We start from the raw sequence: 15039 nt of genomic DNA, 5'->3' as shown, positions 1-15039 counted from the left end.
AGGTCGGTCGGTCGGTAGGGATCGATCAGCGAAAGCCGGTGGTGCGAGTGACGCATCCGCGCCACGCCGGCATTGTAACGCGGCGCAGCATCGACGTGCTGCGCCGCGTCGTCACGACATGCGCCGGCGTCGCAAGGTTTAGCCCTTGGCGCTGGCCAGCTGGCGGTTGCGGTCCTGCAGCGTCTTGATCACGCCTTCGATGCCCTGCTGGCTGGCGATCGTGTTGAAGCTGCCCTTGTAGGCTTCGGTCAGCCAGGCGCCCAGCACATTGATGTCGTAGACCTTCCAGCCCTGCGCAGTCTTCTCCAGGCGGTAGTCCATCTGGATCGGCTCGCCCTTGTTGATGACCTGGGTGCGCACGGTGACCTCGGTGTCTTCCGGCGCGGCGCGGAACGGGCGGAACTGCACGGTCTGGTCGCGGATCTGCGAGACGGCGCCGGCGTAGGTGCGGATCAGCAGCATCTTGAATTCCTCGACGATCTGCTTCTGCTGCTCCGGCGTGGCCTTCGCCCAGTTGCGGCCCATCGCGATCTGCGTGGTCTTCTGGAAGTTGGCGTTCGGCAGGATCTTCTGCTCGACCAGCGCGGTGATCTTCGGAATGCTGCCGGCCTGCATTTCCTTGTCGGCCTTGACGGTGGCCATCACGTCGTCCACCAGCGCCTTGATCAGTCCGTCCGGGGTCGAGGTATCGGGGCTCTGGGCCATGGCGGCGCCGGCCATGGCGAAGGCCGCAATGAAGGGAAGCAACAGTCGCTTGAACATGGTTTTTCCTTGTCTATCTTGTTGCGCCGGGGGCGGCGGGGGTGCGTTTGTTGGAGAGTGCGCACCCCTGGCAAGTTCATGGTGCCGGGCGCGCGTGGCGCTCGCACCGGTTATCACAGTTTGTTGCAGCCGTGACGGCGCGCTCACAACTGAAGTGAAGCGGCGACCTCACGGCGAGTCACCTCAAAGGCCCAGGCGGCCCGGCGAGAACGACGGCGCCACCGGCGGCACCGGCATGGTCTGGCCCGGCAGGCTTTCGCCGGAGCCCGAGCTAGGCGGCTTGGGCTCGGCGTCGCTGTCGATGTCGTCGTCCTCGCGGTCCGGCGGATTGCCGTCATAGACCAGATACTCGCGGCGCTGCAGATAGGCGTCGCGCATGAACGAGTAGCGGTCCAGCGCGGCCATCTCGACCAGGTTGCTGGCGCCGAGCAGTTCGGCACGGGCGCTGACCACGCGCACGCCGATCAGCGAATTGCGCATCCACACCGGATGCAGGTAGGCGGTCGGATCGGCCTGCCGGTCGACCAGCATGCCGCCGGTGTCGCGCACCGTGCTCGGCCCGAACAGCGGCAGCACCAGGTACGGACCCGGCGGCACGCCCCACACGCCCAGCGTCTGGCCGAAGTCTTCCTTGTACTTCGGCAGGCCGGCCGGCGTGGCGATGTCGATCAGGCCGCCCAGACCGAGCACCGTGTTGATCGCCACGCGCATGGTGTCCTCGGCGAAGCGCGTCGGCTTGCCCTGCAGCAGGTTGTTCAGCGCCGAGTAGACGTCGCTGACGTTGGAGAACACGTTGCTGACGGCGGTGCGGACCGGCGACGGCACATAGTCGGCATAGACCTCGGCCACCGGGCGCATCACGCCCTTGTCGAAGTCCTCGTTGATCTTGTTGACTTCGCGGTTGAACGGCTCGAGCGGGTCGCGCGGATTGGCGTCCGGCCCCGTCGCGCAGCCCGCCAGGGCGACCGCCATCGCGCCGGCCAACAGCCAGCGCCCGTGAACTCCCGAACCCCTCATTTCTCCGCTCCCGTGCCGCCCGCGTCGGCCGCCTTGTTGTACAGGAATTGCCCGATCAAGTTCTCCAGCACCACGGCCGATTGAGTCATCGTGATCCGTGCGCCGTCGGCCAGCATCGCGGTGTCGCCGCCCGCTTCGAGGCCGATGTATTGCTCGCCCAGCAGCCCCGACGTCAGGATCTTGGCCGACGTGTCCTTGGGGAACTGGTAGCGCTTCTCCAGGTTCAGCGTCACCGTGGCCTGGTAGTTCTTGTCGTCGAAGCTGATCTGCCCGACGCGGCCCACCACCACGCCGGCGCTCTTGACCGGAGCGCGCGCCTTCAGGCCGCCGATATTGTCGAAGCGGGCCTGCACGGTGTAGGTGTCCTCGAAGCTGAAGGCGCTCATGTTGCCGGCCTTCAGCGCCAGGAACAGCAGGGCCACGAAGCCGGCCACCACGAACAGCCCCACCCAGAAATCGAGTGCGTTCTTTCTCATCGGAATTCTCTAGTTCAACCAGCGGAATGCGACGGCGCCCATGCGGGGCTCAGGTACTGAACATCAGCGCCGTCAGCAGGAAATCGAGCCCCAGCACGGCGAGCGACGCGATCACCACGGTGCGGGTGGTGGCGCGCGACACGCCCTCGGGCGTCGGCTTGGCCTCGTAGCCCTGGTACAAGGCGATAAACGTCACGGCAATGCCGAAGATAAAGCTCTTGATGACGCCGTTCAGCACGTCGTCGCGCACGTCGACGCCGCCCTGCATCTGGGACCAGAACGCGCCGGCGTCGACGCCGATCAGCTGCACGCCGACGATGTAGCCGCCAAGGATGCCGACCGCGCTGAAGATTGCCGCCAGCACCGGCATCGCGATCACGCCGGCCCAGAAGCGCGGCGCCACCACGCGCTGCAGCGGGTTCACCGCCATCATTTCCATCGCGGTCAGCTGCTCGCCGGCCTTCATCAGGCCGATCTCGGCGGTCAGCGAGGTGCCGGCGCGGCCGGCAAACAGCAGCGCGGTCACCACCGGACCCAGCTCGCGCACCAGCGACAGCGCCACCAGCAGGCCGAGCGCCTGTTCGGAGCCATAGCGGTTCAGCGTGTAGTAGCCCTGCAGGCCGAGCACGAAGCCGACGAACAGCCCCGACACGGCGATGATCACCAGCGACAGGTTGCCGACGAAGAAGATCTGGTCCGACACCAGCCGGAAGCGCCGCAGCATCGACGGCGACATCGCCAGCATCGCAAAGAACATGCGCGTGGCCATGCCCAGCCCCTCGACAGTCTGACGGACCGCCGAGCCGATCATCGCGATGGCGTTGTAGAGCGCGCCCATTACCGCCCCGCTCCGCCGGCGAAGTCCTCGGCGAGCGACGGCCCGCCGTAGTGGAACGGCACCGGGCCGTCGGCCTCGGCGTGCACGAACTGGTGGACGAAGGGGTCGGTCGAGGCGCGCAGCGCGTCCGGCTCCCCTTCCGCCGCGATGCGGCCTTCGGCGATGAAATACACGTAGTCGGCGATCTGGAAGGTCTCGTGCACGTCGTGCGACACGATGATCGTGGTGGCGCCGAGCGCGTCGTTCAGCGTGCGGATCAGGCGCGCGGTCAGGCCCAGCGAAATCGGATCGAGCCCGGCAAAGGGCTCGTCGTACATCAGCAGCGAGGGGTCCAGCGCGATCGCGCGGGCCAGCGCCACCCGGCGCGCCATGCCGCCGGAGATCTGCGCCGGCATCAGGTCGCGGGCGCCGCGCAGCCCCACCGCATTGAGCTTCATCAGCACCAGATCGCGGATCATCGATGCCGGCAGGTCGGTGTGTTCCCGCAGCGGGAAGGCGACATTGTCGAACACCGACAGGTCTGTAAACAGCGCGCCGAACTGGAACAGCATGCCCATCTGCCGCCGTGCCGCATAAAGGCCGGCGCGGTCCAGCGCCGGAATATCGGCGCCGTCGAAGCGGACATGACCGCGCTGCGGCCGGACCTGGCCGCCGATCAGCCGCAGCACGGTGGTCTTGCCGCAGCCGGAGCCGCCCATGACCGCGACGACCTTGCCACGCGGAATCCGCATGGACAGGCCCGACAGGATGGGCTTGCCGCCCGCCGCATAGGCGAAGTCGACCGCTTGCAGCTCGACGAGGTTGGGTGTGGTTTCAGTCACGTTGGCATCGCTAGGGACGGTCGGCATTATAAGTGCTAATACCTATACTCGTCCGTGCGCGTGCTGGGCAATGCGCCCGCGATGAAATGCTGCATGGCAGCGTGAGGTGCACTATCGGGCGACGAAGGGATATTCGGGCGCATGGCGGCCCGGAAAAGGCCGGGAAACATCCCCGGCAGGTGCCCCGCCGTCAAGGCTCCACCGGCCGCCCGGCCTGGCGCAGAATCACCTGCCACTGGATCGATTCCGACCGGATCGAGGTGGCGAAGGCCTCCGGCGAATCGCGCAGCGGCGTCAGCCCGACCGATTCCAGCCGGCGCCCGACATCCCCTTCGCGCACCACCTCGTCCAGCACGGTGGCGAGCTTGGCCACGATCGCGCGCGGCGTCTTGGCCGGTGCCAGCACCCCCAGCCACGGCCCGGCGCCGTAGCCGTCGAGTCCGCTTTCGTGCAGCGTCGGCACACCCGGGGCGAGCGACGATCGCGCCGAGCCCGCCACGCCGAGCAGCCGCAGCGTACCCTCGCGCACATGCTGCTGAACCGCGGCGAAATTGCAGAAACAGGCGCTGATACGGCCGGCCAGCATCTCCTGCACCAGCGCCGCCTCGCCCTTGGCGGTGACCAGCGGCACGCCGTTGGGGATGCCTCGCACCGCGTATTCGGCATACAGATGGGCTGGGGTACCGGCCTGGGCCGTGCCGACGCTGTAGGCGCCGGGATTGGCGCGCACCGCCGCGACCCATTGCTGCGGCGTGCGCATCGGCAGCCGCGCGTCGATCACCAGGAACAGCGGCATCGCGGCGACGCGCGCCACCGGCGTGAAATCGCGCACCACGTCGTAGGGCAGCGGCTCCACGCCGGACTGGATCAGCATGGTGGACTGGTGCAGCAGCAGCGTATGGCCGTCGGAGCTGGCCTTGGCGACCACGTCGCCGGCCGTGGTGCCGTTGGCGCTGGGGCGATTGTCGACTTCGACCGGAACGCCGAGCCTGGCGGTCAGCTTCTCGGCCAGCGTCCGGGCGATGGCGTCCGGCACGCCGCCGGCGGGAAACGGCACGACCAGCCGCAGCGGGCGGGCGGGGAAGGACATCGGGGCGGAGCGCCCGGCAGCGGATGGTGCGGCTGATGGCGCGGCCGACGGCGCGGCGGACGGGGCGGCCGACTGCGCGGCCGATGGGACGGCGGAAGGCGCGGCAGGCGAGGCGGCCAGCGCGTCGCTGGCCGGGCCGAGGAGAGCCGACAGGAGGCACATCATGACCACCGCGCGCCCGGGGCCGGAAGCCGCGCCCGGTCGCACGGTGCGCGCGCCGGTCGCCGTCACGGCGGGGAAGTGCAACGTCGCCTTACCTCGCCAAAGCCGCGCAAGCATGCGTACTTCGGGCATCAAGATCCTCCGGGGCGCCGCGCTGGCGGGGCGCCTGGATTGGCTGACAGGGGTGAGCGAGGCAGCGTTGTTCTTGCTGTGGCCGATTGTACGGAGTCGGTTCCGGCGAGCACAGACCGCGTTAACCATAGCCGGGTCAACCCGGACGCACATCGGGCGGCCGCCTGTCGCGGAACCGCCTGTGCGCAGCGTCCGCCTGTTGCCGAGCCCTATAATCCGCGCCATGTCCGAATTCCTGTTGCGGCCGATGGCGGCGGCCGATCTGCCCGAGGTGCTGGCGGTGCAGGCGCAGTGCTACCGCCCCGAACTGATCGAATCGGCCGACGCGCTGGCCAGCCGCCTGGCACTGGCGCCGACGCTATGCTGGGTCGCAGCGCACGCCGACGCGCCGCAGCGGCTCGCGGCCTATCTGCTGACCCATCCATGGCCGCGCGAGGCGCTGCCGCCGCTCGACGGCGTATTGCCGGACGACGGTGTCGCCGCGGACCGAACGCCGCTGACCTGGTTCATCCACGACATGGCGGTCGCGCCTGGCGGACAAGGGCAAGGCCTGGCGAAACGGCTGTATGCGAAAGCGCGACACGGCGCGATGCGGGCCGGCCTGCGCTGCTCGCGGCTGATCGCGGTGCAAAGCGCGGCGCGCTGGTGGCAGGGGCTGGGCTATGCGCCGGTGGCGCTGGCTGGAGAAGCGGCGACGAAACTGTCGCGCTATGGGGACGGGGCGGTGGTGATGGGCAGGGAGATCGGGGAGTAGGTCGGATGGCGGTGGCATGGCGTCCGCCCGCTGCCCTCTCCCCCGGCCCCTCTCCCGCAAGCGGGCGAGGGGAGCGAACCTGCAGCGGCAGGACTCGTCACGAACCTGTAGTGCCGGGAATCGTAACGAACCTGCAGCGCTGGCCCACTCCTTACTGTGTTCTCCCTCTCCCGCTTGCGGGAGAGGGAGCGAACCTGCAGCGCCGGGACTCGTCACGAACCTGTAGTGCCGGGATCCGTAACGAATCTGCAGCGCTGGCCCACTCCCTACTGTGTTCTCCCTCTCCCGCTTGCGGGAGAGGGTCGGGGAGAGGGCAACCAGCGCCTCCCCCGCGTCAGCGCCATTCAGCGCGGCAGCTCCGAATGCCCCATCAGGAAGGCATCGACCGAGCGCGCGGCCTGGCGGCCCTCGCGGATCGCCCAGACCACCAGCGACTGGCCGCGGCGGACGTCGCCCGCGGCAAACACCTTGGGCACATTGGTGAAGTACGCGCGCCCGCCTTCGGTCGACGCCTTGGCGTTCTTGCGCGCATCGGTGTCGACGCCGAACGCTTCCAGCATCGAGCCCACCGGGTTGGTGAAGCCCATCGCGAGCAGCACCAGGTCGGCCTTCAGCACGAACTCGCTGTCCGGCACTTCCTGCATCTTGCCGTCCTTCCATTCGACGCGGCAGGCCTTCAGCGCGGTGACCTTGCCGTTCTCGCCGATGAATTCCTTGGTCGCCACCGACCAGTCGCGCTCGCAGCCTTCCTCGTGCGAGGACGAGGTGCGCAGCTTGATCGGCCAGTACGGCCACACCAGCGGCTTGTTCTCTTCTTCCGGCGGCTGCGGCAGCAGTTCGAACTGGGTCACCGACACCGCGCCATGGCGGTTCGAGGTGCCGACGCAGTCCGAACCGGTGTCGCCGCCGCCGATCACCACGACATGCTTGCCGTCGGCGCGGATCTCGTTGGGGCCGTCGCCGGCCACTTCCTTGTTCTGCGGGATCAGGAACTCCAGCGCAAAATGCACGCCCTGCAGATCGCGGCCCGGCACCGGCAGATCGCGCGGCACTTCGGCGCCGCCGGCCAGCACGACCGCGTCGAACTGGTCCATCAGCTCCTGCGCCGAGATGGTTTCGCGCGCGTAGTTCTTGATGCCGGCCGGCAGCTTGCCGTCGGTCACCATCACGCCGGCGCGGAACGTCACGCCTTCGGCCTGCATCTGCGCCATGCGGCGGTCGATCAGCGTCTTCTCCAGCTTGAAGTCGGGGATGCCGTAGCGCAGCAGGCCGCCGATGCGGTCATTCTTCTCGAACACCGTGACGTCGTGGCCGGCACGCGCCAGCTGCTGCGCGGCGGCCAGGCCCGCGGGGCCGGAGCCGACCACGGCCACCGTCTTGCCGGTCTTGTGCGCCGGCGGCTGCGGCTTGACCCAATCCTCTTCCCAGGCCTTGTCGCCGATCGCGCGCTCGATCGACTTGATGCCGACCGGGTCCTCGTTGATGCCGAGCGTACAGGCGGCCTCGCACGGCGCCGGGCAGATGCGGCCGGTGAACTCGGGGAAGTTGTTGGTCTGGTGCAGCACGTCGATCGCCGACTTCCAGTCCTGGCGATACACCAGGTCGTTGAAGTCCGGGATGATGTTGTTGACCGGGCAGCCGTTGTTGCAGAACGGAATGCCGCAGTCCATGCAGCGCGCGCCCTGCACCTTGGCTTCGTTGTCGCTCAGCCGGAACACGAATTCCTTGTAATGCCGGACCCGCTTCGGTGCCGGTTCGTAACTCTCGCTCTGGCGCGGAAATTCGAGAAAGCCAGTCGCCTTGCCCATGTCGCTTCCTTGGGTTGTGCTCGGGGCGCAGCGCGACACGCGCGCGCCCCGTTGTGAGGTCATTGTGGTGTGATGGACGGCGGGGGCGAGCCCGGCGCCGTCCTGGCCGAACTGCCTGCGCTCAGGCGGCGATCGCCTCGCGGTCGCTGTCGCGCGCGGCCTGCTCCTTGGCGTACATCTCGCCCAGCGCCCGCTTGTACTCGGTCGGGAAGACCTTGACGAACTTGCGGCGCGCCGTGGTCCAGTCCGACAGCAGCGCCTTGGCGCGCTCCGAGCCGGTGAAGCGGAAGTGCTGCTCGATCAGGCCGCGCAGGATCACCTCGTCCAGCTGGCGCTTGCCGCCGAACTTGTGCCAGCTGGCCGCGCTCTGCCCCTTCTCCTGGTCGGCGGCGCCCAGTACTGCTTCCAGCGCGACCATCGAGGTGTTGCAGCGCTTGTCGAACAGGCCGTCCTCGTCGTAGACGTAGGCCACGCCGCCCGACATGCCGGCCGCGAAGTTGCGGCCGGTGGCGCCCAGCACCACCACGGTGCCGCCGGTCATGTACTCGCAGCCATGGTCGCCGGTGCCCTCGACCACCGCGACGGCGCCCGAGTTGCGCACCGCGAAGCGCTCGCCCGCCACGCCGTTGAAGAAGGCCTCGCCCGCGATCGCGCCGTACAGCACGGTATTGCCGACGATGATGTTGCGGGTCGGATCGCCGCGGAACTCGTGCGGCGTGCGCACGATCACGCGGCCGCCCGACAGGCCCTTGCCGACGTAGTCGTTGGCGTCGCCGACCAGATCCAGCGTGATGCCGTGCGCCAGGAACGCGCCGAACGACTGGCCCGCGGTGCCCTGCAGCTGGATGTGGATGGTGTCGTCCGGCAGGCCCTCGTGGCCGTACTGGCGCGCCACCACGCCCGACAGCATCGCGCCGACGGTACGGTTGACGTTCTTGATCGGCTGAATGAACGACACCCGCTCGCCCTTGTCGATCGCCGCGCGCGACTTGGCAATCAGCACATGGTCGAGCGCCTTGCCCGATTCCGGCGCCAGGCCGTGGTCCTGCGTATCGGTATGGAAACGCGGCTGCTCGCTCGGGAACGGCGGCTGATAGAAGATCCGCGAGAAGTCCAGGCCGCGTGCCTTCCAGTGGTCGATGCCCGCACGGGTGTCGAGCAGGTCGGCACGGCCGATCAGCTCGTCGAAGGTCCGGATGCCCAGCTGCGCCATGATCTCGCGCGCTTCCTCGGCGACGAAGAAGAAGAAATTGACGACGTGCTCCGGCTTGCCCTGGAATTTCTTGCGCAGCACCGGGTCCTGCGTGGCGACGCCGACCGGGCAGGTGTTCAGATGGCACTTGCGCATCATGATGCAGCCCTCGGCGACCAGCGGCGCGGTGGCGAAGCCGAACTCGTCGGCGCCCAGCAGCGCGCCGATCACGACGTCGCGGCCGGTCTTCATCTGGCCGTCGGCCTGCACGCGGATGCGGTTGCGCAGGCCGTTGAGCATCAGCGTCTGCTGCGTCTCGGCCAGGCCCAGTTCCCACGGCGTGCCGGCATGCTTGATCGACGACCACGGCGAGGCGCCGGTGCCGCCGTCATGGCCGGCGATCACCACGTGGTCGGCCTTGGCCTTGGCCACGCCGGCCGCGACCGTGCCGACGCCCACTTCGGACACCAGCTTGACCGAGATGTCGGCCTGCGGATTGACGTTCTTCAGATCGTGGATCAGCTGCGCCAGGTCCTCGATCGAGTAGATGTCGTGGTGCGGCGGCGGCGAGATCAGGCCCACGCCCGGCACCGAATAACGCAGCTTGCCGATGTAGTCCGACACCTTGTGGCCGGGCAGCTGGCCGCCCTCGCCGGGCTTGGCCCCCTGCGCCATCTTGATCTGGATCTGGTCGGCCGAGGCCAGGTATTCGGCGGTCACGCCGAACCGGCCCGAGGCGACCTGCTTGATCTTGGAGCGCAGCGAATCGCCGTCCTTGAGCTCGATGTCGCGCTCGACCACGTCGTCGCCGAGCAGGCTCTTGAGCGTGTCGCCGTTCTTGATCGGAATGCCGCGCAGCTCGTTGCGATAGCGCTTCTCGTCCTCGCCGCCCTCGCCGGTGTTCGACTTGCCGCCGATGCGGTTCATCGCGATCGCCAGCGTGGTGTGCGCCTCGGTCGAGATCGAGCCGAGCGACATCGCGCCGGTGGCGAAGCGCTTGACGATTTCCTTGGCCGGCTCGACTTCTTCGAGCGGAATTGCCTTGGACGGATCGACCTTGAACTCGAACAGGCCGCGCAGCGTCATGTGCCGGCGGCTCTGGTCGTTGATCAGGTTGGCGTATTCCTTGTAGGTCTGGTACGCGCCCTGGCCGTCGTTGGCGCGCACCGAATGCTGCAGCTTGGCGATCGAGTCGGGAGTCCACATATGCTCTTCGCCGCGGACGCGGAACGCATATTCGCCGCCGGCGTCGAGCATGTTCTCCAGCACCGGGCTGTCGCCGAAGGCGTCGCGGTGCAGGCGCAGCGCTTCCTCGGCGACCTCGAAGATGCCGATGCCCTCGACGTTCGACGCGGTACCGTGGAAGTACTTCTGCACCAGCTCGCGCGACAGGCCGATGGCCTCGAAGATTTGCGCGCCGGTGTACGACATGTAGGTCGAGATGCCCATCTTGGACATCACCTTCTGCAGGCCCTTGCCGATCGCCTTGATGAAGTTCTTGATCGCCTTCTCGGCCGACAGGTCGCCCGACAGGCCGCCGGCCATCTCGGCCAGCGTTTCCATCGCCAGGTACGGGTGCACCGCCTCGGCGCCGTAGCCGGCCAGCAGCGCGAAGTGATGGACCTCGCGCGCCGAGCCGGTTTCGACCACCAGGCCGGTCGACGTGCGCAGGCCCTTCTCCACCAGGTGATGGTGGATCGCCGAGGTGGCCAGCAGCGCGGGGATCGCGACGTGCGACGGATCGACGCGGCGGTCCGACACGATCAGGATGTTGTAGCCCGACTTCACCGCATCGACGGCCTCGGCGCACAGCGACGCCAGGCGCGCCTCGATGCCTTCCTTGCCCCACTGCGCCGGATAGCAGATGTCGAGCTCGTACGAGCGGAACTTGCCGCCGGTGTAGTGCTCGATGTTGCGGATCTTGGCGATGTCCTTGAAGTCCAGCACCGGCTGGGACACTTCGAGGCGCATCGGCGGGTTGATGTTGTTCAGCTCGAGCAGGTTCGGCTTCGGTCCGATGAAGGACACCAGCGACATCACCATGTTCTCGCGGATCGGATCGATCGGCGGGTTGGTGACCTGGGCGAACAGCTGCTTGAAGTAGTGATACAGCGTCTTGTTCTTCGACGACAGCACGGCCAGCGGGGAGTCGTTGCCCATCGAGCCGGTCGCCTCTTCGCCGGACAGCGCCATCGGCGCCATCAGGAACTTGACGTCCTCCTGCGTGAAGCCGAACGCCTGCTGGCGGTCCAGCAGCTTGGCTGCCGGCTTCTGCTCGGAGGCGACGTCTTCGGGCTTCGCATCGATCTCGTCGAGCTTGATGCGCACGGCGTCGATCCAGCTCTTGTACGGCTTGGCGTTGGCCAGGTTGTCCTTCAGTTCCTTGTCGTCGATGATGCGGCCCTGCTCCATATCGATCAGGAACATCTTGCCCGGCTGCAGGCGCCACTTCTGCACCACGCGCGACTCGGGGAACGGCAGCACGCCGGCCTCGGAGGCCAGCACCACGACGTCGTCCTCGGTCACGTAGAAGCGCGCCGGACGCAGGCCGTTGCGGTCCAGCGTCGCGCCGATCTGGCGGCCGTCGGTGAAGCAGATCGCGGCGGGGCCGTCCCACGGCTCCATCATCGCGGCGTGGTACTCGTAGAAGGCGCGACGGTTGTCGTCCATCAGCGTGTGCTGCTCCCACGCCTCCGGGATCATCATCATCATCGCGTGGACCAGCGGGTAGCCGGCCATCGTCAGCAGCTCGAGGCAGTTGTCGAACGACGCGGTATCGGACTGGCCCGGATAGATCAGCGGCCACAGCTTGGGCAGGTCGTCGCCCAGCACCGGCGACGAGATCGCGCCGGTACGCGCGTTGATCCAGTTGACGTTGCCCTTGACGGTGTTGATTTCGCCGTTGTGCGCAACCATGCGGTACGGGTGCGCCAGCTCCCAGGCCGGGAACGTGTTGGTCGAGAAGCGTTGGTGGACCAGCGCCAGCGCCGACACGGCGCGCGGGTCCTGCAGGTCGCGGTAGTACTGGCCGACCTGGTTGGCCAGCAGCAGGCCCTTGTAGACCACGGTGCGCGCCGACATCGACGGCACGAAGTATTCCTTGCCGTGCTTGAGCTTGAGCGCCTGGATCGCGTGGCTCGCGGTCTTGCGGATCACGTACAGCTTCCGCTCCAGCGCGTCCGTCGTCATGATGTCGCGGCCGCGGCCGATGAAGATCTGGCGGATCACCGGCTCGGTCTTGCGCACGGTCGGCGACATCGGCATCGTGGCGTCGACCGGCACGTCGCGCCAGCCCAGCACGACCTGGCCTTCGAGGCGGACGGTGCGCTCGAGCTCCTGTTCGCAGGCCAGGCGCGACGCATGCTCCTTCGGCAGGAAGATCATGCCGACGCCGTACTCGCCGGCCGGCGGCAGGGTCACGCCCTGCTTTGCCATTTCCTCGCGATAGAACTGGTCGGGGATCTGGATCAGGATGCCCGCGCCGTCGCCCATCAGGTGGTCTGCGCCCACCGCGCCCCGGTGATCCAGGTTCTCCAGGATCTTCAGGCCCTGCAGCACGATCTCGTGGCTCTTCTTGCCCTTGATATGGGCGACCATGCCGACGCCGCAGGCGTCATGCTCGTTGGCGGGGTCGTACATGCCTTGCGCCTGCGGGCGCTCGGCGGGCAGTTGACCCTGCGAGGCCATCTGCTGCTGGGCCTGCTCGGCCGACGGGATTTGCGGTTGGTCCACGGGCTTCGATTCCGGTGAGGGCAGCGCGCCTCGTGTGCCATCGGCCGGAACGGCGTTCGCGTGCGGTCCGGATCGGTTCGGACGGGGTTCGCAGGCGAGGGGACCGCAGCGGCGTACACAGGACGTGACGCGCCGCACAATGAATGTGCGGTGGAGCAAATATAAAAGAATCGTCCGAGGCCCGCAAAAAAATAAAATGGGGTCAGATCATATTAATCCATGCCCTGTTTTGGTGAGGGTCAATAAATGGGGACACATTGGCTCCGCACCAATTCTGGGCGGTTTTTTGGCGCGCCCCGGCCGACGCCATCACGGGCCGTACCGCCGTCGGCCGTCACGCAGCCTCCGGTTCGGACACCTGGCGCTTCGGACGGCCCTTGGGCAACGGCTGTACACGCCGCTCGCCGTGCCGTTCCAGGCTGCGCAGGAAGGCTTCGCCACCGAGCGGCCACCCGCTGTGGGCATGCTTGCGCAGCACCGTCAGCGTCGACGACGACAGCCCCTCCGCCGCCAACGACTGGTAGCGCGATTGCCGTTCGAATGGTGTATTGCCAAGCGCCCAGTAAGCAGAGTGATCGCTTACAAAGGGGCTGGCTTCGAGGCCGACGTGGTGGCGATGGCTGCTCCATTTGTCCTCGTCCGGCGTGTTCGCATCGCCGGCGCGGACCGCATTGCCTTCGACATAGAGCATGGCGGGCAGCATCCAGGTGTCCGGCTCGAGCACCGCGGAGCGAAAGCGCCCTTCCCATAGCGTGCCGGTCCGGTTGGCAACCCGATTGAAGTAGCGGGCGTAGCGGCGGCCGACCGCCTGCATGGTCAGGCTCAGCGCGTCGTCGCGGCGCGGGGTCGCCACCAGATGGATATGGTTCGGCCGCAGTCCGTATGCGTGTACGGCCAGATCGTGCTCGCGCGCCGCCATGCGCAGGCAGTCGAGGTAGAAGCGGTAGTCGTCGGGACCGAGGAAGACCGGCTGGCGGTTGTTGCCACGTTGCAACACCAACGCCGGCAGGCCGGTCGGAGAGAAGCGGGGAAGTCGAGCCATGGCGCCATCGTGTCAAAGCGATGGCGCCATGATAGCTGATCCGTCCCTATTTTTTGTTGTGCAGCCCGTCAGTTCTGCTCCCCGACTGCGAACATCCGCCGATGCTCCCGGATCGCGTAGCGGTCGGTCATGCCGGCGATGTAGTGGGCGATCAGCCGCGGCTGGTCGCCGCCGTGGGACGCCTGGTATTGCGGCGGCAGCAGGCGCGGGTCACCCATGAAGGCCTCGAACAGGTCGCTGATGATCCGCTGGGCCTTGGCCGACATCCGCATCACCAGATAGTGACGGTACAGGTGGCGGAACAGGAAGCGCTTGAGCGCCTGCGCCTCTTCCCTGACCGCGGGGCTGAACGCGACCAGCGGACCGGCCGCACGCACCGCGTCGATATCGGCGGGCCGCGCCGCGGCGATATTGCGCTGGGTCGTCTCGATCAGGTCGACGATCAGCGTGTTGATCATGCGGCGGACCGTCTCGTTGATCAGCCGGCGGCCGTTGATGCCCGGATAGGCCGCCATCGCTTCGGCGCGATGGCGTCCCCACATCGGCACCTCGTCCATCTGTTCCAGCGTCAGCAGCCCCGAGCGCAGGCCGTCGTCGATATCGTGGTTGTTGTAGGCGATCTCGTCGGCCAGATTCGCCAGCTGCGCCTCCAGCGACGGCTGCGTGCCCTCGAGAAAGCGCCGCCCCAGCTCGCCGAGCGCGGCCGCGTTGACGCGCGAGCAATGTTTGAGGATGCCCTCGCGCGTCTCGAACGTCAGGTTCAGGCCGTTGAAGCCGCCGTAGCGCTCTTCCAGTTCGTCGACCACCAGCAGGCTCTGCAGGTTGTGCTCGAAGCCGCCGTGGTTCTTCATGCAGGCATTGAGCGCGTCCTGCCCGGCGTGGCCGAACGGCGTGTGGCCGAGGTCGTGCGCCAGCGAGATCGCCTCGACCAGATCCTCGTTCAGCCGCAGGTTGCGGGCGATCGACCGCGCGATCTGCGCCACCTCGAGGCTATGCGTCAGCCGCGTGCGAAACAGGTCGCCCTCGTGATTGACGAACACCTGCGTCTTGTATTCGAGCCGGCGAAACGCGGTGCTGTGGATCACGCGGTCGCGGTCGCGCTGAAATTCGCTGCGCGAGGACGACGCCGGTTCGACATGGACACGCCCGCGCGACTGCGCCGAGTGCGCGGCATAGGGAGCGAGATGGCTTTCGAGGTCGGTCATGCGGCAAT

11 protein-coding genes are annotated in these 15039 nt (G+C 67.6%); 1 reads left to right on the top strand and 10 read right to left on the bottom strand.

All coding sequences use genetic code 11. From position 1 onward, the window contains the following. Positions 1-138: 138 nt before the first annotated feature. The 6 genes from HTY53_RS17800 to HTY53_RS17775 form a co-directional block, all read right to left on the bottom strand. Positions 139-762: an MlaC/ttg2D family ABC transporter substrate-binding protein gene (locus HTY53_RS17800; protein ID WP_174107841.1), complete on the bottom strand. Its 624-nt coding sequence runs from the start codon at positions 760-762 to the stop codon at positions 139-141. A gap of 183 nt (positions 763-945) precedes the next feature. Further along, complete coding sequence (locus HTY53_RS17795) at positions 946-1779, bottom strand: MlaA family lipoprotein (protein WP_174107840.1); 834 nt, start codon at positions 1777-1779, stop codon at positions 946-948. Continuing rightward, positions 1776-2255 (bottom strand): outer membrane lipid asymmetry maintenance protein MlaD, encoded by a 480-nt coding sequence (mlaD, locus tag HTY53_RS17790; protein WP_174107839.1) that lies wholly within the window; start codon positions 2253-2255, stop codon positions 1776-1778. The genes HTY53_RS17795 and mlaD overlap by 4 nt, the downstream gene beginning before the upstream one ends. Before the next feature lie 49 nt (positions 2256-2304). Further along, entirely contained in the window at positions 2305-3093 is a 789-nt protein-coding gene (gene mlaE, locus HTY53_RS17785) for a lipid asymmetry maintenance ABC transporter permease subunit MlaE (RefSeq protein WP_023263295.1), read from the bottom strand. After that, the gene (locus HTY53_RS17780; RefSeq protein WP_217435665.1) at positions 3093-3941 is read right to left on the bottom strand and encodes an ABC transporter ATP-binding protein; all 849 of its coding nucleotides are present in this window, start codon (positions 3939-3941) and stop codon (positions 3093-3095) included. The genes mlaE and HTY53_RS17780 overlap by 1 nt, the downstream gene beginning before the upstream one ends. A 163-nt stretch (positions 3942-4104) precedes the next feature. After that, the gene (locus tag HTY53_RS17775) at positions 4105-5298 is read right to left on the bottom strand and encodes a Bug family tripartite tricarboxylate transporter substrate binding protein (RefSeq protein WP_174107837.1); all 1194 of its coding nucleotides are present in this window, start codon (positions 5296-5298) and stop codon (positions 4105-4107) included. A gap of 223 nt (positions 5299-5521) precedes the next feature. Here HTY53_RS17775 and HTY53_RS17770 point away from each other — a divergent pair, with 223 nt between their 5' ends. Continuing rightward, on the top strand, positions 5522-6052 hold the full coding sequence (locus HTY53_RS17770; RefSeq protein WP_174107836.1) for a GNAT family N-acetyltransferase: 531 nt from the start codon (positions 5522-5524) through the stop codon (positions 6050-6052). 344 nt (positions 6053-6396) lie between these two features. Here the strand turns inward: HTY53_RS17770 and HTY53_RS17765 are convergent, their stop codons facing one another. The 4 genes from HTY53_RS17765 to HTY53_RS17750 all read right to left on the bottom strand — a co-directional run bounded on the left by HTY53_RS17765 (position 6397) and on the right by HTY53_RS17750 (position 15031). After that, positions 6397-7860, bottom strand: a complete 1464-nt coding sequence (locus HTY53_RS17765) for a glutamate synthase subunit beta (protein WP_174107835.1) — start codon at positions 7858-7860, stop codon at positions 6397-6399. A 121-nt stretch (positions 7861-7981) separates the two neighbouring features. Then, a complete protein-coding gene (locus HTY53_RS17760; protein ID WP_217435666.1) occupies positions 7982-12739 on the bottom strand; it encodes a glutamate synthase-related protein in 4758 nt (1585 codons plus the stop codon). A 379-nt stretch (positions 12740-13118) separates the two neighbouring features. Further along, positions 13119-13826, bottom strand: coding sequence for a transposase (locus HTY53_RS17755; RefSeq protein WP_174107833.1), 708 nt, complete (start codon positions 13824-13826; stop codon positions 13119-13121). Positions 13827-13894: 68 nt separating this feature from the next. Beyond that, positions 13895-15031 (bottom strand): deoxyguanosinetriphosphate triphosphohydrolase, encoded by a 1137-nt coding sequence (locus HTY53_RS17750; protein WP_174107832.1) that lies wholly within the window; start codon positions 15029-15031, stop codon positions 13895-13897. Positions 15032-15039 lie beyond the last annotated feature (8 nt).

Origin of the sequence: Cupriavidus gilardii (assembly GCF_013314895.1) — a bacterium.
Taxonomy (GTDB): Bacteria; Pseudomonadota; Gammaproteobacteria; order Burkholderiales; family Burkholderiaceae; genus Cupriavidus; species Cupriavidus gilardii_C.
The sequence above is the reverse complement of the archived record's forward strand: the minus strand, read 5'-3'. Positions and strand labels throughout refer to the sequence as shown.